Annotated in this window: 18 protein-coding genes, 1 tRNA gene and 2 pseudogenes; 4 read left to right on the top strand and 17 right to left on the bottom strand. The window is 45.0% G+C overall.

Translation table 11 applies throughout. From position 1 onward, the window contains the following. Nucleotides 1-296: 296 nt before the first annotated feature. From QUA25_RS04430 to ribBA, 4 genes are all read right to left on the bottom strand, one after another. A complete protein-coding gene (locus tag QUA25_RS04430) occupies nt 297-2,030 on the bottom strand; it encodes an ATP-binding protein (RefSeq protein WP_333035893.1) in 1,734 nt (577 codons plus the stop codon). Between the two features lie 91 nt (nt 2,031-2,121). After that, on the bottom strand, nt 2,122-3,561 hold the full coding sequence (locus QUA25_RS04425; RefSeq protein WP_333035891.1) for a pentapeptide repeat-containing protein: 1,440 nt from the start codon (nt 3,559-3,561) through the stop codon (nt 2,122-2,124). A 48-nt stretch (nt 3,562-3,609) separates the two neighbouring features. Continuing rightward, the gene (locus QUA25_RS04420; RefSeq protein ID WP_333035890.1) at nt 3,610-4,062 is read right to left on the bottom strand and encodes an HAD domain-containing protein; all 453 of its coding nucleotides are present in this window, start codon (nt 4,060-4,062) and stop codon (nt 3,610-3,612) included. A gap of 366 nt (nt 4,063-4,428) precedes the next feature. Beyond that, nucleotides 4,429-6,120 (bottom strand): bifunctional 3,4-dihydroxy-2-butanone-4-phosphate synthase/GTP cyclohydrolase II, encoded by a 1,692-nt coding sequence (gene ribBA / locus QUA25_RS04415; protein ID WP_333035889.1) that lies wholly within the window; start codon nt 6,118-6,120, stop codon nt 4,429-4,431. A 170-nt stretch (nt 6,121-6,290) separates the two neighbouring features. On the opposite strand from ribBA, the gene QUA25_RS04410 reads away from it, so the two are divergent. Further along, complete coding sequence (locus tag QUA25_RS04410) at nt 6,291-7,139, top strand: site-specific DNA-methyltransferase (RefSeq protein ID WP_333035888.1); 849 nt, start codon at nt 6,291-6,293, stop codon at nt 7,137-7,139. Here the strand turns inward: QUA25_RS04410 and QUA25_RS04405 are convergent. The 3 genes from QUA25_RS04405 to QUA25_RS04395 all read right to left on the bottom strand — a co-directional run bounded on the left by QUA25_RS04405 (nt 7,131) and on the right by QUA25_RS04395 (nt 8,216). After that, complete coding sequence (locus QUA25_RS04405; protein ID WP_333035887.1) at nt 7,131-7,742, bottom strand: ScaI family restriction endonuclease; 612 nt, start codon at nt 7,740-7,742, stop codon at nt 7,131-7,133. The two genes, QUA25_RS04410 and QUA25_RS04405, sit on opposite strands and share 9 nt — an antisense overlap. After that, nucleotides 7,743-7,964, bottom strand: a complete 222-nt coding sequence (locus QUA25_RS04400; protein WP_333035886.1) for a helix-turn-helix transcriptional regulator — start codon at nt 7,962-7,964, stop codon at nt 7,743-7,745. Between the two features lie 179 nt (nt 7,965-8,143). Beyond that, nucleotides 8,144-8,216 (bottom strand) — tRNA-Phe (locus tag QUA25_RS04395). A 132-nt stretch (nt 8,217-8,348) separates the two neighbouring features. Here QUA25_RS04395 and QUA25_RS04390 point away from each other — a divergent pair. Then, a complete protein-coding gene (locus tag QUA25_RS04390) occupies nt 8,349-11,027 on the top strand; it encodes a phospholipid carrier-dependent glycosyltransferase (protein WP_333035885.1) in 2,679 nt (892 codons plus the stop codon). Between the two features lie 89 nt (nt 11,028-11,116). Beyond that, nucleotides 11,117-12,052, top strand: a complete 936-nt coding sequence (locus QUA25_RS04385) for a cobalamin-binding protein (protein WP_333035883.1) — start codon at nt 11,117-11,119, stop codon at nt 12,050-12,052. Nucleotides 12,053-12,190: 138 nt separating this feature from the next. Here the strand turns inward: QUA25_RS04385 and QUA25_RS04380 are convergent, their stop codons facing one another. The 7 genes from QUA25_RS04380 to QUA25_RS04350 all read right to left on the bottom strand — a co-directional run bounded on the left by QUA25_RS04380 (nt 12,191) and on the right by QUA25_RS04350 (nt 16,852). Beyond that, entirely contained in the window at nt 12,191-12,886 is a 696-nt protein-coding gene (locus QUA25_RS04380; protein WP_333035882.1) for a fasciclin domain-containing protein, read from the bottom strand. Between the two features lie 165 nt (nt 12,887-13,051). Beyond that, nucleotides 13,052-13,831: an MBL fold metallo-hydrolase gene (locus QUA25_RS04375; protein ID WP_333035880.1), complete on the bottom strand. Its 780-nt coding sequence runs from the start codon at nt 13,829-13,831 to the stop codon at nt 13,052-13,054. 190 nt (nt 13,832-14,021) lie between these two features. Then, nucleotides 14,022-14,609 (bottom strand): aminodeoxychorismate/anthranilate synthase component II, encoded by a 588-nt coding sequence (locus tag QUA25_RS04370; RefSeq protein WP_333035879.1) that lies wholly within the window; start codon nt 14,607-14,609, stop codon nt 14,022-14,024. A gap of 180 nt (nt 14,610-14,789) precedes the next feature. Further along, a complete protein-coding gene (locus QUA25_RS04365; protein ID WP_333035877.1) occupies nt 14,790-15,299 on the bottom strand; it encodes a diacylglycerol kinase family protein in 510 nt (169 codons plus the stop codon). Between the two features lie 161 nt (nt 15,300-15,460). Then, nucleotides 15,461-15,997 (bottom strand): rRNA maturation RNase YbeY, encoded by a 537-nt coding sequence (gene ybeY / locus QUA25_RS04360; protein ID WP_333035875.1) that lies wholly within the window; start codon nt 15,995-15,997, stop codon nt 15,461-15,463. Nucleotides 15,998-16,203: 206 nt separating this feature from the next. After that, nucleotides 16,204-16,422, bottom strand: coding sequence for a DUF3285 domain-containing protein (locus tag QUA25_RS04355; RefSeq protein WP_333035874.1), 219 nt, complete (start codon nt 16,420-16,422; stop codon nt 16,204-16,206). Nucleotides 16,423-16,570: 148 nt separating this feature from the next. Continuing rightward, nucleotides 16,571-16,852 (bottom strand): tetratricopeptide repeat protein, encoded by a 282-nt coding sequence (locus QUA25_RS04350; RefSeq protein WP_333035873.1) that lies wholly within the window; start codon nt 16,850-16,852, stop codon nt 16,571-16,573. A gap of 111 nt (nt 16,853-16,963) precedes the next feature. Here QUA25_RS04350 and QUA25_RS04345 point away from each other — a divergent pair. Beyond that, a pseudogene (locus tag QUA25_RS04345) lies at nt 16,964-17,701 on the top strand (IS1 family transposase). A 162-nt stretch (nt 17,702-17,863) separates the two neighbouring features. Here the strand turns inward: QUA25_RS04345 and QUA25_RS04340 are convergent. From QUA25_RS04340 to QUA25_RS04330, 3 genes and pseudogenes are all read right to left on the bottom strand, one after another. Continuing rightward, entirely contained in the window at nt 17,864-19,177 is a 1,314-nt protein-coding gene (locus tag QUA25_RS04340) for an aminotransferase class I/II-fold pyridoxal phosphate-dependent enzyme (protein ID WP_333035871.1), read from the bottom strand. 384 nt (nt 19,178-19,561) lie between these two features. Then, nucleotides 19,562-20,034 (bottom strand): annotated as a pseudogene (locus QUA25_RS04335) (IS1 family transposase); the annotation flags it as partial. A 219-nt stretch (nt 20,035-20,253) separates the two neighbouring features. Further along, complete coding sequence (locus QUA25_RS04330) at nt 20,254-20,430, bottom strand: DUF4058 family protein (RefSeq protein ID WP_333035870.1); 177 nt, start codon at nt 20,428-20,430, stop codon at nt 20,254-20,256. Nucleotides 20,431-20,556 lie beyond the last annotated feature (126 nt).

Raw genomic sequence — 20,556 nt, 5'->3', positions numbered from 1 at the left:
AGGCTGGCTGTTGCCCTGTTTGACTTTCATTGTGCTGCGAGGCTCCATCATCTCCATCATGTTTAAGCTTAGGCAAATTTTGGGCAGTTAGGGATGAGGGGTGAGGGGGTGAAAGGGGAAAAGCTTCTGACGGAAAGCTGGGGGCTAATTTTTTTGAGGTTCGATCGCACTTTTTCGTTTATAACTGAGGCAAAAATCTGATATTTCTGTCATTGCCAGCGATCGCCAATTCTGCGCCCCGACTAATTTACAGTAACCTTTGCCTAAGTTCTGTAATGAATCTAGCAGTTGTCAATCTAAAATCCCAAATCCATTTTAGCAGCTTCTGCCTCGGCAAATACTTGTTCATCGGGCATTTCTTGCCAGTCAATATCCCCGATTTCCCTGTAGAATTGCTCGTCATAGGGGCGAGTTTGCACGACTACGGGCATCGGTACGGCGTGGCCCAAAACTAATGCTTGCTGTTTGGAGTCGAGTTTTGCCAAAACAGAACGCAAACTCTGCCCTCCTGAAACGCCGGTGAAAATAGCATCGATGTCTTTATCGTCGTTTAACAAGGCTGTAATGCGGGTGCCTACTTGCGACATGACTTCGGCATCAATGCCGGAAGGACGCTGGTCTACAATCAGTAGGGTGACAAAGTATTTTCGCATTTCTCTGGCAATTGTCCCGAAAATAGTCGATCGCACGATCGCCGGATCGAGAAAGCGGTGAGCTTCTTCAATGGTAATCACCAACGGCTGCGGGCGATCGCACGGATTTTTACTCTGCAAAAACTTCTCAGCTTTTCGTACGTAAGATCCGTGAATGCGACGAGTAATCACGTTTGCCGCCAACATATACGACAGCAAATCCGAGTGCGAACCAAACTCAATTACTACATTTTTGCCAGCATCCAAACACTGCAAAACTTCAGTTACATAATTTTTTGGACAGCGTTTACGAATGTATGTTAAATCATTCAATCTCTCTAACTTTCGCTGCAAAGCCATAATCGAAGACTTATTCCCCCGCTTTTCTTCGCAAAACATTTGGATATCTTCGTTGGTCATTTCCAACAACTTGTTTATCCAACCACTGCCCAACTCATTTCGCAAAATAATCGCATTTTCGATACTAGCTTCCGACAAATTTAACTCGCGCTGCACCAGCGCGATGTCTTCCACTTCAATTTGATCGAAACTTAAAAATAACTCTTGAGCGTCGCGGACTCCCCGGCGTTTTGTCGATTCTGGATCGAGGGTATAAATCTGCATTTTATCGGGAAACAACTGCCGCAAACCTTTAACAGTGCTGAACTGTTTCCCTTCCGAAACAGCTTCCCACCCGTACTCCGAGTGCATATCAAAAATTAGATTGACAGCAGCTTGCTTGCGAATAATTCCCGATAGAAGCAAGCGCGTCAGGAAAGATTTTCCCGTTCCCGACTTGCCAAAAACCCCGTTGCTGCGTTCCACAAATCGGTCTAAATCCAAGCACACAGCAACGTCCATGTCAATCGGTTTGCCGATCGCAAAATTGCGGCGGTACGGGTCATCTTCCCAGCCAAAAACTGCCCGAAAATCAGTTTCTTTGGCATCAAACACCTGGGAAAAGTGGCTGGGAATAGTTTTAACGGGCAGCAACTCAATATCCGCGCCCGTTTGTGACTCAAAAGAAGCCAAATTTCCTAACGCCAGCTTATTCTCGCGGGCTCCGCCGTTTTTCGTCGGGTCGAAAATTGCCTGCTGTTTTTCTCTCTCAGCAGTCAACATCAACATCGGCGAAAGTTCGATCGTACCGTAGGTGCTGCTACCGGCTAGCACTGCCAGAAGAAAATCGTCGTCGGGATTGGGAGGATTCGATAAAATGCGGGCGCTAGAAGTTCCGAGAGACACGTCGGTGAGCATACAGAAAAAGTGCGATCGCACCCCCCGCACTACTAGAAATTTCCCCACCCTCATATCTTCCACCGAAACATCGGCGTGCAGTCGCACTTCTAATCCCTTGCTCAGGGAACCTTGAATAACAGAGCCTAACGGTCGATCCATTTTAGATTTTAGATTTTCGATTGTTAATAATCGGGCAATTTTCGCGGGGCGAGTTTTGATTGTAGATTTTTGATTGTTAACAGTCAACTAATTACCATTCCGATTCTAATGGCAATTCAAAAAAACTCGGACTCAGATGTATATCGGTCAAATCCGTTTCGCTCAAATAAGCGTCGGTCAAAAATACCCCTTTTAAACTTGCGCCTTTGAGGTTAGTACCTTTCAGGTTAGCACCTCTGAGATTAACTCGGAATAAATGAGCATCGCTCAAGTCTGCCTCAGTTAAATCTGCTCCCTCCAAATTTACTCTCATCAAATCTGCTTTTCGGAGATCAGCTTCGTTTAACTTAGCGCCACTGAGGTTAGCTTTTGTCAAGTCTACACCTCTCAAGTCGGCCCCGCTCAAGTTAGCGAACAGCAAAGTAGCTCCGGTGAAATCTGTCTCCCTCAAATCGGCATCTCTTAAATTAGCACCGCTGAGGTCAGCCCTTGTTAAGTCTACACCCCGAAGGTCAGCAGAACTCAAGTTTACTTGGTGTAAAATTGCGCCGCTTAAATCGGCTCCTCTCAAATCTGTTTGCTCCAAGTTTGCACCTTTGAGGTAAGCTTTTTTTAAGCTAGCTCTGCTGAGATCTACATTTTTGAGATTGACCGAACTTAAGTTAGAAGCGCTCAAATTAGCTCCGCTTAAATCTGACCCGTTTAAGTCGGCTCCGGTTAAGTTTACCCCTTGCAGCGATACATTGGGAGCAATTAAATAAGCTCCGCCCAGAGCGGGGTCAATGCCTTCTGAAAACAATGTTTTGTTGCTGTAAACAGCTTTCTCCAAAATCGTACCGCTCAAACTAGCTTCCCTCAAGTCCGCTGCGCTGAGGTTGGCTCCTGCTAAGTTTGCCCGATCGAGTTTTGCGCCAAATAAAATAGCTTTGTATAAGTTTGTCCGCCGCAAATCGGCTCCTTTTAAATCGGCTTCGGTCAAATCTACCATAGCCAGATTTAAGCCAGGGAGCGAAGCATTGGGAGCTAGCAAAAATGCTCCCAGTGCACCCGGATCGATATCCTCGGGAAAGATAGTCCGGTTGTTGTATACCGCCTTGTCTAAAATGGCGCCGCTCAACTGAGAACCGCGCAAATCGGCTCCACTGAGGTTGGCTCTGGTTAAGTTGGCTTCGTGGAGATTTGCTCCAACTAAATTAGCCTTGATCAAACTTGCTTGTTTGAGGTTGGCGCCGGTGAATTCGGCTCCTACGAGATTAGCTTCTCGGAGGAAAGCACCAGTCAAATCGGCTCTAGTGAGGTTAGCTAAATTAAGAAATGATTCAGCTAAATCCGCCCCGCTGAGATTAGCACCGCTGAGGTCGGCTTCGATCAGGTCTGCATACCTGAGCATAGCGCCGCTGAGGTTGGTTTCTCGGAGATCCGTGCCTCGGAGGTTGGCTCCCCGGAGTTCCGCACCGCCAAGGTTGGTGCCTTTAAGTGCTTGTCCCCTGAGATCGAGTCGGTGCAGAAAGTCACCAACGTTCATTTCCATGTCAAATTCACCCTCTCTATTCCGATACTTTTTTCCTAACCTTTGAAATTAAGTTAGATATTCTGAAAGTATCTTTGCTGAGTTCTGGTCAAAACCATTGTAATCATCAATAGCCACAACTGGTGCATCTGGCGGATAGTGTTCGGGAATATCGTCAATGGCTACCCAAGGTGAGTTTTCTGCTTGATTTTGTCGAAGATACTCAAGAACTTCCTGGTGTCGTAAATATTTGTGTTGGTGAATATTTTTGGGGTTGAGAAAAGGGGTGAATCCGATAATACGGATAGCGATATCTGGTGAAAACAATGGCGGGATTACCTCGAAGGGGAATATTTCTTTCCAAGATGATGAAATTACTACTCGCGCATTAGGATAGGAACGGAGGACATTTTCAAAGTGATTAAGGCAATCGGAATTAAATTTCATTATATCAGTTTGCAAACTCGATCCATTTCTTCTGTCAGGAATAAGTACACCATCAATGTCTAAAAAAATTAACATTAACTAAAAGTCCTAGTGAATAATTTAATGAGTATTAATACTGCTTAATAAGATAAATGTGCCTCGAAGCTTCTCTCTCAATTGTTCGCTACATCGACTTGTTAGACTGCAATTAACATTGTTATTCACTGTTTGTATTGGTGGCTGCTTTCTGACGAAAGGAAGATGCTGGTAAGCTGTTCTACATTTAAACTGTGTGTCAAAAATCAATAAAACTCTTGTGGGACGGGCTTCTAGCCTGTCCAGAATTTCCAATTTGAATGCGTAACAGCTTATCAACAAGTATTATTCTGAAATTCAGAGTTTTTATTGGCTTCTGCCAACCCCCCTGCTAGGGTAGGGGGGGTTGGCTTCTACCTTCTGCCTTCAGGGAAGAGGAGCAAAACTGTAGATTTTTTGAGGTTCGAGCCGATCGCAAATTCCGGTTAATTCCGACAAAAGAAATGTCTCGCGATCGAGCTGGACTTGCAGGGTTTTGAGCGGATCTCCACCGGAGGAAACCATGAATTCTAATGTTTGCAAATTCGGCTCAGTGCTGATTTCGCCCAGAATTTGGCCGATCGCCTTGACGTAAGGATGGTTTACCTCCGAGTACCAGTCGGGGGCTGCGAGTCCGGCTTGATCGAAGCCGAGGTGAACGATGAGGGAGCCTTCTCCGAAAAGGGCTATACCCACCGGCCGCGCTTCTTCTTGCAGCAGCAAGTGCTGGTTAGCCGCCAAATGCCGCAGTTTTTCGAGGTGTTCGTACCGATTTTGAATGGCAGAATCTTCCTCTTTTCCTTCTGCTTTTTCGTTCCACTGAATCGCCACTGTTACTAAATAAGTTTGCAGTAGCATATGACCGAGTTTTTCGGCTTTTGTTGCCAGATAGATCGAGTTGTAATCTGTGGCTTCAATTAGTAATGGGACGCGATCGGCTACTTCAATTCCGTAACCTTTCAAACCTGCAATTTTGCGGGGGTTGTTGGTAATCAACCGAATTTTTTTAACTCCCAAATCGTTGAGCATTTGCGCTCCGACGCCGTAGTTCCGTAAGTCGGCGGGAAATCCCAACCGTTCGTTGGCTTCTACAGTATCGAATCCCAAATCTTGCAGCGAGTAAGCTTTTAGTTTATTTACCAATCCAATGCCCCGACCTTCTTGGCGCAAATAAACGATGACGCCAGAACCGACATTTTCGATCATTTTCAGTGCCGCTTGCAGTTGCATCCGGCAGTCGCAGCGCAGGGAACCCAAAGCATCGCCGGTCAGGCATTCGGAATGCACCCGCACCATCACGGGTTTGTCTTTAAATTCTGCCGGGTCGCCCTTGACAATAGCAACGTGTTCTGAATTGTCTTGGGTGTCGCGGTAGGCGTAAATCATAAATTCGCCGAATTGAGTTGGCAATTTGGCCACTGTTTCGCGGCGGACAAATCGATCGTGCTTGAGTCGGTAGCTAATTAAGTCAGCAATACTGATTATTTTAAGGTTGTGGGTTTTGGCGTACTCGATTAATTCCGGCAACCTCGCCATCGAACCGTCGGGGTTTTGAATTTCGCAGATGACGCCGCTGGGATACAGGCCAGCGAGTCTGGCGAGGTCAACCGAAGCCTCGGTGTGACCGGCGCGTTTGAGGACGCCACCGTCGATCGCCCGCAGGGGGAAAATGTGACCGGGACGGCGCAAGTCTTGAGGTTTGGTGTCCGGGTGGATGGCAACTTGGATGGTGCGGGCTCTGTCTTCGGCGGAGATACCGGTACTGACGCCGTTGACTGCATCGATGCTGACGGTGAAGGCAGTTTGGTTGTTGTCAGTGTTTTTGCTGACCATGAGGGGCAGTTCCAGGCGATCGAGCCTTTCGCCACTCAATGCCAGACAAATCAAGCCCCGCGCGTTCACGGCCATGAAATTGATGTTGTCGGGGGTGGCGAATTGGGCGGCACAAATCACATCGCCTTCGTTTTCGCGGTTTTCGTCATCGACTACTACCAGGGGGCGACCTGCTTTGAGGTCTGCGAGGGCACTGTCGATCGAGTCAAATTGAAAGGATTGAGTTGAGGTGTTGTTATTTGTCACTGAGGAGTTCAAGCTATAAACAGTAATGTTATGGAAATAGAATGTATTTGTGATTGTAACCTTTTGCTTCCGACAGGGCGATTACCCAGTCCAGATGAGTTTGACAATATTTCTAAACTCACTTACTATAATTATTGCATCTTGTCAACAAAATATCTCCCCCATATTTCATGAGCTTGACTGATATCGCGAAGATTTTAGGTAAACCGTACTTTCAAGCTCCTAATTGCGTAATTTATAACATGGATTGCTTGGAAGCATTGAAGCTGCTGCCCGATCAATTTGTAGATTTAACCGTTACCAGCCCGCCTTATAACATCGGCAAAGAGTACGAAAAATCCTTGGTGTTAGATGAGTATTTAAACTGGTGCGAGCAGTGGATAGCCGAGGTTTACCGGGTAACGCTCGATCGAGGAGCCTTTTGGCTGAATTTAGGTTATTTGTCAATTCGCGATCGGGCAAAAGCAATTCCGATTTCCTATCTGCTTTGGGACAAAGTGCCTTTTTATCTGATTCAAGAAGTTGTCTGGAATTACGGCGCGGGAGTTGCGGGCAGCAAGTTCTTTTCACCCCGCAATGAAAAGTTTCTCTGGTATGTGAAAAATCAAGACAAGTATACATTTAATTTGGATGAAGTGCGCGACCCAAATGTGAAATATCCGAATCAGAAAAAGAACGGCAAGATTAAAGTAAACTTAAAAGGCAAAAATCCAACGGATGTTTGGCAGTTCCCAAAAGTTACGTCGGGGAAAAACCGAGCTTCAAAAGAACGCACGCCTCACCCCGCTCAATTTCCTGTTGCTGTTGTCGATCGCATCATCAAGTCTGCATCGAATTTAAACGACATTGTTTTAGATCCGTTTATGGGTTCCGGTACTACAGCAATTGTGGCTCTGGGTTTGCAGCGTCAAGTTATTGGGTTTGAAATTAGGGCTGATTACTGTGAGATTGTCGCTAGTAGAATCGATAATTTTTTGAGGGACAAGGAAGTTAGAGAAGCACAGTTATCTTTATTCTAAAGTTGGTAATTGCAGCAATTTATAACGTTCAACAGCAGGACTTAATTTCGCTTGTTGCCCAGTTGCAGCGGCTTGACCTTGCCAATCTTCTCGGTCTAACCATCCAAATCTGACTAAATTAATCTGCGGTAGTTGTGAGCCTTGAATGTTTTTGTTGAATTTCTGAAAGTTAACAACAAGATAATAGCCCGATTTATTCTTCTTTCCTTCTATACCAGTAGTGCTTAGTTGAGTATAACTGCGATTTCCATATGTATTACGATTACTTGAAGAAGTTTTTATCTCGATCGAGAAGCAATCATCTAGAAGACAGACCAGATCTTTTTCAGTAGCATTTTCTTCGCGACGCCAAACTTCTGGGTATCGCCTAGTCAATTCTAAGGGGATGAGTTCGTGCAAAAAGTATCCCATAATTTGGGGGCGGGGAAATAAATCTACACCTATTTTATAGTTTTTGCTGGTGAAATTAGATTCAAATATTTCTCGCCAGACTTGAATTACTACTTCATATATTTCCTTGGGGGTAAGTGGATGTATCTCTATCAGTTCCCGCGTTTTTAGTGCCCAATCTTCTGTGGCAAGCCCCGCATAAGGTGAAGTCATTTACTCTATCCCCTCCAACAATTTGCTTAGCGGTACTTCCAAAGCTTTAGCTAGACGCACAATATTCAGAAGAGCGACATTTCTCTCGCCACGTTCTATGCCGCCAATGTAATTTCGATGCAGTTCTGCTAGTTCAGCTAACTCCTCTTGGCTTAGCCCCCTAGCTTTTCTAAATTTCCGAACCTGTTCGCCAAATATCTTAAGCTGATTATTTTCTGTCACGCCAAAAATATAAAGCTTATAAGTGTTTCACATCTACACACTATGAGTGTTAACTTGAAAAAACGCTTTAAATCTACACATTATGAGTGTTAATTAGAAAAAAGGCAGAAAAATCTGGATTCTCCGAAGAGCGACTGCCTACACAAAAAAAAGCCCTCAACTTTGTGAGGGCTTTGCGATGCCAGGAACGAGACTTGAACTCGTGACACGTGGATTTTCAGTCCACTGCTCTACCAACTGAGCTATCCCGGCTTGTTTTTTCGCGCTTTACTATCTTAGCAGACACATACAGAATTTAGCAAGCACTTTTCTCAATTAATTTTCGATCGCCCGGAACCGCCCGCCTGTAAGCTAAAAGCTGCAACCTAAAATCCAACAATCGCAATGGCACAGCAACATCGGGACAGCGGAAGTAAGAGTCTGCTTGTCTTGGGCATAATTTGGCTGCTGGGGGCAATTAGCGATCGCCTCTGGTTTGCCCTCGATCGATCTGTCCCGGCGTGGGATCAAGCAGACTACCTGACTAGCACGCTGAAATACTTGCAGGCGTTGCAGCATCCTCAGTGGTTTTCCGGGGAGTGGTGGACAAACTTCTGGCTGCTTTCGACGAAAATTCCGCCCTTGGCATACATCTTAACGGTTCCGTTTCTTCAGGTTTTCGGTACTGGGGGCGATCGGGCAACCCTCGTTCATTTATTATTTAGTGCAATTCTCCTCGCCTCAGTCTACAGTCTGGGCGTCCAACTATTTAACCGGCAAGTGGGTTTGTGGGCCGCTGCAATTTGCGTTTTGTTACCGGGACTTTATCGGTTCCGCTTGCAATTTTTGCTCGACTATCCCCTCACTGCTGCGATTACTTTTGCTTTCTATTGTCTGACAATGTGGAAGGCTTCTGAAGGAAAGAAGGAAGAAGGAAGTTCGGCAACGGATTCTGTAACGGATGTAACGGATGTAACCGATAGAACTCTGTTGGAGGAACGAACAAAGAAAAAGTATAAATTCTCCCCCTCCCCCACTCTCCCCCTCTCCCCGTCGTCTTTCTTTTGGGCGATCGCCTTTGGAATTTCTCTCGGCTTATCAATATTAGTTAAACACACTACCGTATTATTTCTGTTTACCCCGATTGTGTGGCTGGCTGTCGGTGCTGTGCGGCAAAAAGGTTGGGGAAGATTAGGTCAATTAACAGGTGCTCTGTTGCTGTCAGTGGCGGTGTTTGGACCCTGGGCGAAAACCAATTGGCTGTTAATTTTGACCGGGGGAAAACGGGCAACGCTGGATTCTGCGATCGCCGAAGGAGATCCGGGCATCAATACGATCGACGCTTGGATTTACTACGGTAAGCACTTACCCGAACAGGTTTCTTGGCCTCTGTTACTTGTTCCCTTAGTAGGATTGATACTTTATTGGCATCGTCGGCAAAATAGTTCGTCAATTTTGCATCTCAACTCCTGTCGGTGGCTGGCTGTTTTCTGGGGAGGAGCTTATTTAATTAATTCTCTAAATATCAACAAAGACGACCGATATGTGATACCTTATTTGCCAGTTTTATCTATTTTCTTAGCCTACTGTTTAACGCTGTGGCCTTCTCGGTGGGGACGACAAATTCGCTGGGGTACAATTGGCTTGGCAATTCTGGCAATGTTGTTCCATATCTGGCCGCTGGGAGGTGCTTTTGGACATAGCTTAGTCCAAATTATCAGTCCCGGCAATTCTAACTATCCTTACTTGGGGAAAGAGTGGCCGCACCGAGAGGTAATTGCCGAAATTATTGATAGGGAACCTTATTTGCAATCTACTTTAGGCGTGTTACCTTCGACGCCGGAAATTAACCAGCATAATTTGAATTTTTACGGTGCTTTGGCTAATTTTCAGGTTTACGGGCGGCAGGTGGGAACGAATTTAAAGGAAGTGCCGCAAGATGTGCGATCGCTCTCTTGGTTCGTAACTAAAAGCGGCCCGCAAGGTTCGATTCGCGAACGGATTAAACAAGCTCAAAATGCAGCCGTAAATGCAATTGAAAAAGGTGATAAATTTGAGTTAGATAAAACTTGGATTTTGCCAGATTATACTAATTTAAATCTTTATCGCAAGCGAGTGCAGCCTGTCGAAATACAGCCGTTGAATGAAGGGCGATCGCAAGTACAATTAGATCGAGTTACTGTCGCTCCAAAAGCAGTTCCCGGAGTGGCGCTACCGGTTACTTATACTTGGTCTGGGCCTTGGCAGCAGTTGCAGTCTGGTTTAGTGTTGGTAACGTGGCAAAATCAGCAGTCTGGCGATATTTCACCGGGACAGACTTTCAGGATTTTACACGATCGCGCGATCGCCGGGGCGACTTTGCATCCGGGGATTCTGGAAGCGGATAAATTTGCTGTGGGGTTTCGAGTTGTCGATCGCACGGCGATGCTTCCTCCTGCTAATATTGCACCGGGAACTTACAATCTACAAGCTACTTATCTAAATCGGAAAACGGGGGAAACTTATCCGATTAATGTGCCGGCAGTGAGTGTTAAGATCGAGGCAGAGCCTCTGGATATGCGTTCTCAGGCAGAGCCGGGAAACAAGGATAATACAGATAAGCCTGAGTTAGATTTGGTGACTCAATTGCGGGCGATGGCGGTTAATTTACCCAAAGGATTGCCAGGTTTAGAACCTGTGTTCGAGCAGATTGGGCGCATCAATCAGTACGATCCAATTCAAGATTATACCGTGCAAGCGGAACAAGCGTTAGAATATCGGTTGCAGCAGGAACCAAATAATTTAGAATTGGCTTATGCTTTGGCATTTTCTCGGGTATTGCAGCAGAATGTCGAAAGTGCGATCGTCGCCTTAGAAAAAGTTACCCAACTCGACTCAAAAAACCCTTACGCTTACGCCTATCTCGCTTTCGTACACCTGTACGGCTGGCATCCCAAAGCCGCTCAAACAGCCTTAAAACCAGCTCTCGCTCTCAACTCCAATCTACCGGAAATTAGAGTTTTAAACGGTGTAGCAGCTCTGATGCAAGGTAATCTCATTCAAGCATGGCAAGATTTGCAATACTTAAAAAAACTAAAAATTTAACAATCCCTTTTACTGTGGCACGGGCGTCCCGCCTGTGCTTCTAAATCTGTAACGCCTGTGCTTCTAAATCTGTAAAAAAACGAAAATCAATGAACCAACTCAGAATTGTCTCTCTAATTCCTAGTGCCACTGAAATTGTAGCACTTTTAGGATTAACCACTGCAATTGTGGGCCGTTCCCACGAATGCGATTATCCCCCAGAAATCCAAATTTTACCTGTTTGCACTCAGCCTAAATTCAATCCCGAAGGAACTAGCAGCGAAATTCACAACCGCGTGACAGAATTGTTGCAAAATGCGCTGAGTGTCTATAAAGTAGAAATAGATACTTTGGAAAAATTGCAGCCGACTCACATTATTACTCAAGCTCAATGTGAAGTCTGCGCTTGTTCTCTAACAGAGGTTAAACAAGCGGTAAGCACGCTGGTAAATAGCAAGCCGGAAATTATTTCTTTGCAGCCGAATCTGCTAGCAGAAATCTGGACGGATATTCAGCGAGTTGCTGATGCTTTGGGCGTAGATGCCAAAAGTGCGATCGACCTTTTGCAATCCCGCATCGATGCTATTACCTCGAAAACACAAGCATCCTCTATTATTACCACAAAAGAGAGACTTCCCAAAGTAGCTTGCATCGAGTGGATTGAACCTTTGATGGCTGCGGGTAACTGGATTCCCGAATTAGTCGCAATGGCGGGAGGCAATTCGCTGTTTGGAATTGTCGGCGAACATTCCCCTTGGTTAAAATGGGAATCGCTAGTAGAAGCTAATCCCGATGTAATTATTTTCATGCCTTGCGGCTTTGATTTAAACCGCACTCGCAGCGAAGCAATGCAGATAACTAAATACGCAGAATGGGCTAATTTGCAAGCAGTAAAAACTGGGAAAGTTTACATAACTGACGGCAATTCTTACTTTAATCGGCCGGGGCCGAGATTGGTTGATTCGTTAGAAATTTTAGCAGAAATTCTCCATCCCGAAATCTTCGATTTTGGCTATCGGGGTAAGGGTTGGCAGCCATTTTTGTAAGTACCCGCAGCTAGCTCAAGCTTTATCTGTATTAATTCTGAATTGCCTGCCATACAAATAAGGACACAACATTGTTGTGTCCTTATTTCGCTTTCATTTAACCGAATCTGAGATCAATTGATGCAAAAAACGCTCGTCCTACCTTGTTGAAGCAGGGGGCATCAATACCTTGTCAATTACGTGAATAACGCCGTTGCTAGCTTTGATATCAGCTTTCACAACATTAGCGCCGCTGACAGTAACTTTGCCTGCGCTAACAGCCACATTGAGCGAACTGCCTTCGACACTTTTAACATCGCCGGATTTCAGGCTAGTAGATAAAACCGAACCAGGAACAACGTGGTAAGTTAAAATCTTAGTAAGTTTGGCTTTGTTGGCCGGTTTGAGCAAATCATCCACAGTTGCTTTTGGCAAAGCAGCAAATGCCGCGTCAGTCGGAGCAAAAACAGTGAAAGGACCTTTTCCTTGTAAAGTTGTAACCAAACCTGCTGCTCCCAAAGCCTTCGTCAGCGTCTTGAATTGAGCGTCGCCAGATGCAATAGCAACAATATCCTTAGTAGCGGCAGTTGGTGCCGGTGAAGCGCCAGTTGGTGCCGGTGAAACGCCAGTTGGTGCCGGTGAAGCGCCAGTTGGTGCCTGTGAAACGCCAGTTGGTGTCGGTGAAGCAGTGGTTTTTACGTTTCCTGCAACTTGTGGAGTTTGAGTTGCATTAGCAACATTGGTGCTGGAGGTGATGTGAGCCCAAGCGGGGAAACCAATCAACGCGCTAGCGCCGATTATTCCTGCGAAACCTGTCAGTTGTTTCATCCAGCTAGGTAAATTTTGATTTTTCATTGCGCTTGCATTTCCTTAGGAGATAAAACCGTGAACATGAATTGTTATGTTAGCCAAATCTCGACAAAAGGCAAGGTTGCCAGAGGCTAAGATAGAGAGAAATTTCTCTTGCATCCCCGATCGACCAAAACTTCCTTACTATAACGCAAGCTGAGAAATCGGGCATCAACCGCTAAATCTGTAACTCAAAACCTCAATCACCGAACCACTTTGGGGTAAGTCACCAGATTTGATCGAAATCGTGTCATTATTCAATCGGCGCACCGGCGTACCATCCATCAGCGCCAAGAATTCATCTAGCGGCACCAAATCGCACGCAGTATCGGCGGCTTGGGTTTTGAAATGTGTCGGAATCACCATCTTTGGTTTGAGAAGTTGCAAAGTTTGCTTCGCTTCCGCCGGAGTGTAAGCTTTCGGCCCTCCGCCCACGGGAATCAGCAGGATATCCGGCCGCCCGATCAAGATTTGTTCTTCAATGCCGATCGGGCCAGCAACTCCGCCCAAGTGTAAAATCTTAAGGCCCGCTTGCTGCCACAGCCAAGCCACATTGACCCCAAATCGCCGTCCACCCTCACGGTCTTTTTGCGTCCGAATCCCTTGAATCCGCAGCCCGTTAGACCTGTAAGCCCCCGGTTCGTACAAAAGGCCGGGATTGCCCGCAAATCCGTCGATCGCCCCTTCATCAAGCAACCGACTGCTAATCAGAATCAAATCTGTTTGCACTTTAGGAGAGCGATAGCCTGCGGTACAGCCCAGGGGGCGAAAAGGATTCACCAGCACCCTCGCACCGCCTCCGGCGAACAAGAAGCAAGTGTGGCCCAACCACTGAATCGACAAAGAATCAGCAGTTTGAGCTTGATAGCTTTCCCATCCAGATGGCAAACCTGTTGCTAAAGCTGCTAGCAAACCCGTCTGTGCGTAACGTATTAATTGTCGCCGTTTCATCTTGTGGTTGGGGTTGTCGGGTGTTGGTCGTTTGTTGTTATACCACAAAACACCGTCAGGTGCGAAATGTACACGCTAGTTTTACGGTAAGGTAGGTAATTCGCACCAGAAAGCTTCACAGAATTTCCACCGTAAGATGCCCATGGCGTACCCGAAAGATTCAGACAAAAACTCAAAATTCAAAACCCAACTAAAGCCGTTTCAAGAAATTTCGTAATAATTGCTTTCCCGCAGTCGTCAAAATACTTTCCGGGTGAAATTGTACACCTTCAATGTGCGGATATTCTCGGTGCCGCACACCCATAATAGTTCCGTCTTCAACCCAAGCCGTAATTTCCAAAACTTCTGGACAACTCTGCTTTTCAATTACCAAACTGTGATAGCGAGTTGCAATCATCGGCGATTCCACGCCCTGAAAAACTCCGACTCCTGTGTGTTCTACCTGAGAAGTTTTGCCGTGCATCAACAGGGGTGCAGAAACAATTTTGCCGCCGAATACTTGACCAATACTTTGATGTCCGAGGCACACGCCTAAAATGGGTAGAGTCGGACCCAATTCTTTGATTAATTCCAGAGAAATTCCCGCATCTTCCGGCCGCCCCGGGCCTGGAGAAATCACCACGGCGGCAGGCTGTAATTGGCGAATTTCTGCTAAGGAGATTTGGTCGTTGCGGTAGACTTGCACTTCGCTTGCTACCTGCAACTCAGCACCCAGTTCTCCTAGATACTGTACTAAATTGTATGTAAAACTGTCGTAGTTATCGATGACTATAATCACGGGTTAAGTTAGATTTTAGGTTTTAGATTTTAGATTTTAGGTTAACTCGCTGTCTGAAAGCAAGGGTTTCAAGATTTTAGATAGATGCCGAAGATAAAAATAGCTGCAATATAGACGAATAAAACTAAAAATCTCAAATTGATCCTCTAAAACCTAAAATTTTCTGGCTCCAATAAGTTACTAACGGGCGATCGCAATTTGAACGACTGCCCACAAAGGAGGAAGCAGAAGTGCAGTACCGACGATGATCGCAGCCATTGCCGATACCAGAACCGCTCCGGCACCGCAGTCTTTGGCAATTTTGGCTAGTTCGTGATAAGATTGCCCGACTGTCAAGTCTACCACGGATTCGATCGCCGTATTTAACAGTTCCATTGCTAAAACTATGCCAATGGTGACGCCGATCACAGATATTTCTACAGGTTTGAGTTGCAAAAATAGGCCGAGTCCGATCGCCAAAGTGCCAATAACAGTGTGAATCCGAAAATTGCGCTGAGTTTCAAAAGCATAACTCAGACCCCCCCAAGCGTATCTAAAACTCGTAGCTAAGCTAGATGCGATTTTCCAGGATAGCTCTCGGTTGTATTTCAAGGCTTTTTTAGGCTCGTGGACTGTCTGGCTAGAAGAGTCTTGAGGCATGGGCAGAAACTGTGCAACTTGTGATGAAATTGAGGGTCTATCTAGTGTCATAAAGAACCAACTTTAATTTACAGAGATGAATGAAAGCTAAACTTTTCAAATTAACTTCATCAAGTCTAGGTAACTTTTCTAAGTTTTTACTAAAGTTCTGGTTTAATTTCAGAAAGTTATGTTGGGCTTGACATGATTTGTTAAATCACCATCAACTTCAGTTATGCTGTTTGGATCGCAAGACCGATCGCCTGCAGCAATGTTTCTTGTTGATCGAGCATTTGAGTCAGACTTTCTTCATCCGGGTGATCCCAGCCCAAAAGATGCAGAAAACCGTGGGCTGCCAGCCAAGCTAGTTCGGTCTTCAGGGGATGTCCTTGCTGCTGAGCTTGTCGGTTAGCTGTATCGATCGAGATGACGATATCACCCAAGTATAGGGGTTCAGATGACTGCATTTCCTCTAGCTGAGGACAGTCTACCTCTAAAGCTGCGAAAGCTAGTACATCGGTTGATCGATCTAGCTGGCGGTACTGGAGGTTGAGGGCTTGCATCTCCGTATCGGCGGTTAAACGCAGAGTGACTTCGTAGCCCGGAGCGACTGGCACATACTCTTCCTGGTTTTCCAGCCAAACGCTAAACCAATTTTCCCAGGTTTCGGCTGAAATCTCCCCGCTGGCTGCACTCTCAGGGAGGTTGGAAGCGTCGGCTGACTGCTGGGCGAGCCCGTAACAGTCTTCGACGTTCACCTCTATTAACATTTTTTTGCTCTCCTGTCAAGGGATATATTCAATTTTTTTACAAATTCCAATTGCGCGATCGAACGGCAGGGGATTTTGCTGTTGCTGGAAAGATACAGTAATCTGTTAGAGATTGCAACAGGCAGGCAGAACAATTAGCTTAACTCCCGATTAAGAAAGATCAAAAACATCACCAGAAATTAGAGGCTGATTGTTGGAATCCCCTATTAAGAATTGAAATAGCGATCGAGAAAAGCCAAACCGACGAGTACGCCTAAAAGTCCCGCCGCCGTCAAGGCAAAATGAAACAAAGAAGTCGCCCGCTTGCGAACCATGTTCCGCATCGCCAGCTTGACATAACTCGGTGGAGGTGCAGTGTTTGTCGGCGCTGTCTGGTTTTCGGCGGACTCTTCTGACGCGGGAATTGCTGAGGGAGGTTGACTCATAACGGTTAGTTTAGAAGGTTAACAGAGGGGCTGCTGAGAACAGACTCGCCCCGATGGTAACAAATATGTAACGTTTTGTGTAGGATTTTTTAGATTTCAGATTGCCGCAGGCTGGTTTCGGGCGGCAGAGAATCGGGCTAAACTTTCTTCAGCCATCAGCCATCCGCTGAACTTCAGCAATAATTCGCCTCACTGTCTCCGCGTCGGGCGATCGCAAATGCTGCAAAATGTCCAAAGATTGCTGTAAATAATTCAAAGCTTTGTCAAAATCTCTCTTCTTATCTGCTAACAACAGTCCTAACATTGCGAAAGTATCAGCTTTCCCTTGAACATCGCCCATCTTTTCCTGAAGTTCGAGAGATTCTTCATAAAGTGCGATCGCCTTTGCTACTTCCCCTTGATTGGCATAAATTCCTGCTAGTTGGTGCAAAGTAGCAGCTTTCCCTCGAACATTGCCAATCTTTTCCTGGCGTTGTTGAATTGAGGTACGATAGAGCGAGTGAGCGATTCACAAAAACCAATTAACTGAAAGTCAAAGCCAATAAATTTTTCTGAATATAAGTCAACTCATGTTAATAAAAATGCGCCGAACAAAGGCAAGCAAAATTATATTTTTGTTGACTGTGGCATACAATTTAGAGAGTGCTATCAAACCCAGCATTGTTACGCGCAAAAAGTTAAATATCAATACCTAAAAATATATGTCAATGGTATGGGTTTTCGTGCGAGCAAGAGAGTCAAAGACCTGCATCACACGACAATAATTAATTGGCTCAAGCAAGTTGGAAAGCTGCTACCATCCGCTTACGATCTAGAGACAATTCCAGAACTAGGAGAACTAGATGAGCTACAAACCTTTGTCGGATAAAAAAACACAATCTGGGTGTGGACAGCAGTAGATTACTTTAGACCAGGTATTCTAGGATGGCTATTAGGAGACCGAGCGTCCTAAAACGTTTGAACCTTTGTGGGATGTAGTTAGTAGATGGGGGTGCTATTTTTATGTGACGGATGGCCCGAAAGTTTATGCAATGTTTATTCCAGAGAGAAACAAAATTATGTGCCCAACTTACATGACTTGCGGTTGAAGGTGAAAACACAAAATTAAGACACTATCTGGCTCGCTTAAAACGAAAGACTTTTTGTTATTCAGCCAGCCGAAAAAATGCTCAGATATCCAATTAAACTACTTATTCATTATCTCACGTTTAATGATGTTCGCCTTCCCTATTCAATTAATTATTTCGAGCGAGCATTAGTCACCGCACGCGATCGCTAAACCATACCCCTATTCAGCAACGCCATCTCAGAAATTATACCAGCATGAAGGTGTGTAAAAGCTTTGAAGCTTCTGACTTCTGAAAACAGATTTCTGTAATAGCGACAATACTGATCAATCAATTTCAAGGTTGAAATAGCTTGGCGAGGGTTAACCATAGACCTAGCTCTGGTTTGAGAGATTTTGTTCTATTATACTCTGGCGGTTAGTGACAGAAGAGGGCGAAGCAAGTGGGTTAGCAACAGCGTATTCCATCGCAGCTTGGAATTTGGGTAGAGAACGCGAAATCATTTCTTCGTTGGCAGTAAGGGAAATTCGGAAGTAACCGGGTATTTCCTGGGGAGTTCCTGGTAAAACAAATATATCTTGACTTGCTAATAACTCGGCAAAAGCAAGGTCATCATCCCAAGGTGATTTCACCAAGAGGAAGAACGTCCCATCAGGGTCATACAGGTTGTAACCCATATCCCGCAGTGCCTTCACCATCCGATCTCGCTTGTTTTGTAAATGCTCGATATTTATGTTTAGTTGCTCTAAGTCTCCTAATGCATACTGCATGAGCACACTAGGATAACACCAACCAAAAGGAGTTTGTTGTAGGAAAGCAATGATTCGTCTTATTTCTTCCCGATTAGGCATAGTGGGAGGTAAAGCAATATACCCTATACGTTGACCGGGTGCCATTAAAGTCTTACTATAACCATATACTAAGAAAGAAAATGGGTAAAACTGAGTAGGGCTGGGACAAGTTTGGTTGTCGAAAACAATGCGGCTGAAGGTTTCATCGGAAATAATATAAATAGGCTTGCCATAGTGCTTAGAAGCCTCGTTAAGTATACCGCTCAAACCCTCTAGGGTACTAGCTGAAAAAATCTTACCTGTAGGGTTGTGGGGTGAATTGATAATGATTGCTCGAGTCCGTTCTGTAATTGCAGATGCGATCGCCTGCAAATCCATATCAAAGGTGTTTGTATCCACAGGCACACCCACCGGAACCGCACCGGTAAAATGCACCATACTCCTATAACCTAACCAGGGTGGAGTCAAAATAATTACCTCATCTCCCTCACCAGCTAACATTTGCAGACAAATCGCCAAACCAACTACAGTACCATTGGTCATAAAAATATCTTCAGGCAATATAGAAAGTCCGCGTTTATCCTGAAGAGCAGCGGATACAGTGATCCGTGATTGTGGAATATTTCCTTTGTAGCCATACCACCCTTGATTTTGCGGTACACTCCAACGCTGTAAGGCTTCTACAAACCCTGGAGGTGGTACTTCATGGGCATCACCGATAGTAAAATCAATACTTCCCGGCTCAGTTCGGCGACTCATATAGGTCGCTTGGGTAAAGAATTGTCTTATAGGGGTCTGGTAACTTAATAACTTTAGTAACCGTGGTGAGATAAAGTGAGTCTTCCCTTCACTTGTTGGATCTGGCATGAGCTTATTTGGATTATTTTTGTCGTACATAGTAATTGGGTAGTAGTGTATAGTAATTGCAGGTCACGGAACTCGCCTTAACGATAAATTATACTCATGGACAAAATACCGTCGCCCACATTACTTGACATTTATATCCTTGTTTACCACTTGTTTACCACTTGTTTACCACTTGTATGAGCGTATTTAATAATTTTCCCCGAAGGACATCTTAAACAAGTGATACTCATATATACTCAGGAGTATTGATATTATTTTATTAGTTTAACATGATAATGCACCACTACCAACTATCTTACTATTTACTGCATTACGGCATCATTTCGCAACAATTTGTAACGCATCAGTCGTAGAACCCAGTACCCTACACCGTCCACACAAACCAATCCCGGCGTTGCTGAATAGGGGTATGGTTTAGCGATCGCGTGCGGTGACTAATGCTCGCTCGAAATAATTAATTGAATAGGGAAGGCGAACATCATTAAACTTGAGATACTGAATAAGTAGTTTAATTGGATATCTGAGCATTTGTTCGGCTGCCTGAATAACAAAAAATCTTCCGTTTTAATCGAGCCAGATAGTGTCTTAATCTTGTGTTTTCACCTTCAACCGCAAGTCATGTAAGTTGGGCACATAATTTGGTTTCCATCTGGAATAAACATTGCATAAACTTTCGGGCCATCCGTCACATAAAAATAGCATCTCCATCTACTAACTACATCCCACAAAGGTTCAAACGTTTTAGGACGCTCGGTCTCCTAATACCCATCCTAGAATACCTGGTCTAAAGTAATCTACTGCTGTCCACACCCAGATTGTTTTTTTTATCATATAAAGATTTGTAGCTCATCTAGTTCTCCTAGTTCTGGAATTGTCTCTGGATCGTAAGCGGATGATTATTAAAGTTCCCTCTTTTTCATCATCCCCGGTTGTTTCCCAATTTCCCGACAAGCCAGAAATCGCAAACAGTTCATCTTTAGCAGCAACTGCATCTTGTCATTCGACGCTGATTTGAATATCTGCCATTACTTTCTATTGCCACTCTACGCCATCTAATTATATCTCAGCAATTTATATCGGGGCGATCGCACTTAAACCTCCCTCTATCATCCGATCAATCCCCTCTCCCCCAACAAAACATCCGCCCAAACAGCATCGGTTTCCGACAGCGCAGCAAGGGGTGCGACGGTATAATCTATTCTAAAGTCATAGGCGGGGCGATCGTAAACCCCCTTTAATAACGCTTGTAAATCTACAATTTGTTCAGCATCACCTGCACGCAAAGGCCACGGAGAGGATTGTGAAAATTAAATGCACAACAGCTTATCATTTGTATTAATTGTGAAACGGGCGTCTCGCCCGTTAAGTGAATTGTGGAAGGGGAGAGACGCCCATTAAGTGAATTGTGG

This window comes from Microcoleus sp. Pol17C6 (genome assembly GCF_036701145.1).
Taxonomy (GTDB): Bacteria; Cyanobacteriota; Cyanobacteriia; order Cyanobacteriales; family Microcoleaceae; genus Microcoleus.
Note: the sequence above shows the minus strand (reverse complement) of the source record. Positions and strands in the feature narration are given on the sequence as shown.

Coding starts and splice junctions, on each gene's coding strand:
- QUA25_RS04365 (WP_333035877.1), bottom strand. CDS start 15,299: ATGACACTAGATAGACCCTCAATTTCATCACAAGTTGCACAGTTTCTG.
- QUA25_RS04405 (WP_333035887.1), bottom strand. CDS start 7,742: ATGACTTCACCTTATGCGGGGCTTGCCACAGAAGATTGGGCACTAAAA.
- QUA25_RS04425 (WP_333035891.1), bottom strand. CDS start 3,561: ATGGAAATGAACGTTGGTGACTTTCTGCACCGACTCGATCTCAGGGGA.
- QUA25_RS04380 (WP_333035882.1), bottom strand. CDS start 12,886: ATGAAAAATCAAAATTTACCTAGCTGGATGAAACAACTGACAGGTTTC.
- QUA25_RS04375 (WP_333035880.1), bottom strand. CDS start 13,831: ATGAAACGGCGACAATTAATACGTTACGCACAGACGGGTTTGCTAGCA.
- QUA25_RS04420 (WP_333035890.1), bottom strand. CDS start 4,062: ATGTTAATTTTTTTAGACATTGATGGTGTACTTATTCCTGACAGAAGA.
- QUA25_RS04390 (WP_333035885.1), top strand. CDS start 8,349: ATGGCACAGCAACATCGGGACAGCGGAAGTAAGAGTCTGCTTGTCTTG.
- QUA25_RS04385 (WP_333035883.1), top strand. CDS start 11,117: ATGAACCAACTCAGAATTGTCTCTCTAATTCCTAGTGCCACTGAAATT.
- QUA25_RS04410 (WP_333035888.1), top strand. CDS start 6,291: ATGAGCTTGACTGATATCGCGAAGATTTTAGGTAAACCGTACTTTCAA.
- QUA25_RS04355 (WP_333035874.1), bottom strand. CDS start 16,422: ATGAGTCAACCTCCCTCAGCAATTCCCGCGTCAGAAGAGTCCGCCGAA.
- QUA25_RS04430 (WP_333035893.1), bottom strand. CDS start 2,030: ATGGATCGACCGTTAGGCTCTGTTATTCAAGGTTCCCTGAGCAAGGGA.
- ybeY (WP_333035875.1), bottom strand. CDS start 15,997: ATGTTAATAGAGGTGAACGTCGAAGACTGTTACGGGCTCGCCCAGCAG.
- QUA25_RS04340 (WP_333035871.1), bottom strand. CDS start 19,177: ATGTACGACAAAAATAATCCAAATAAGCTCATGCCAGATCCAACAAGT.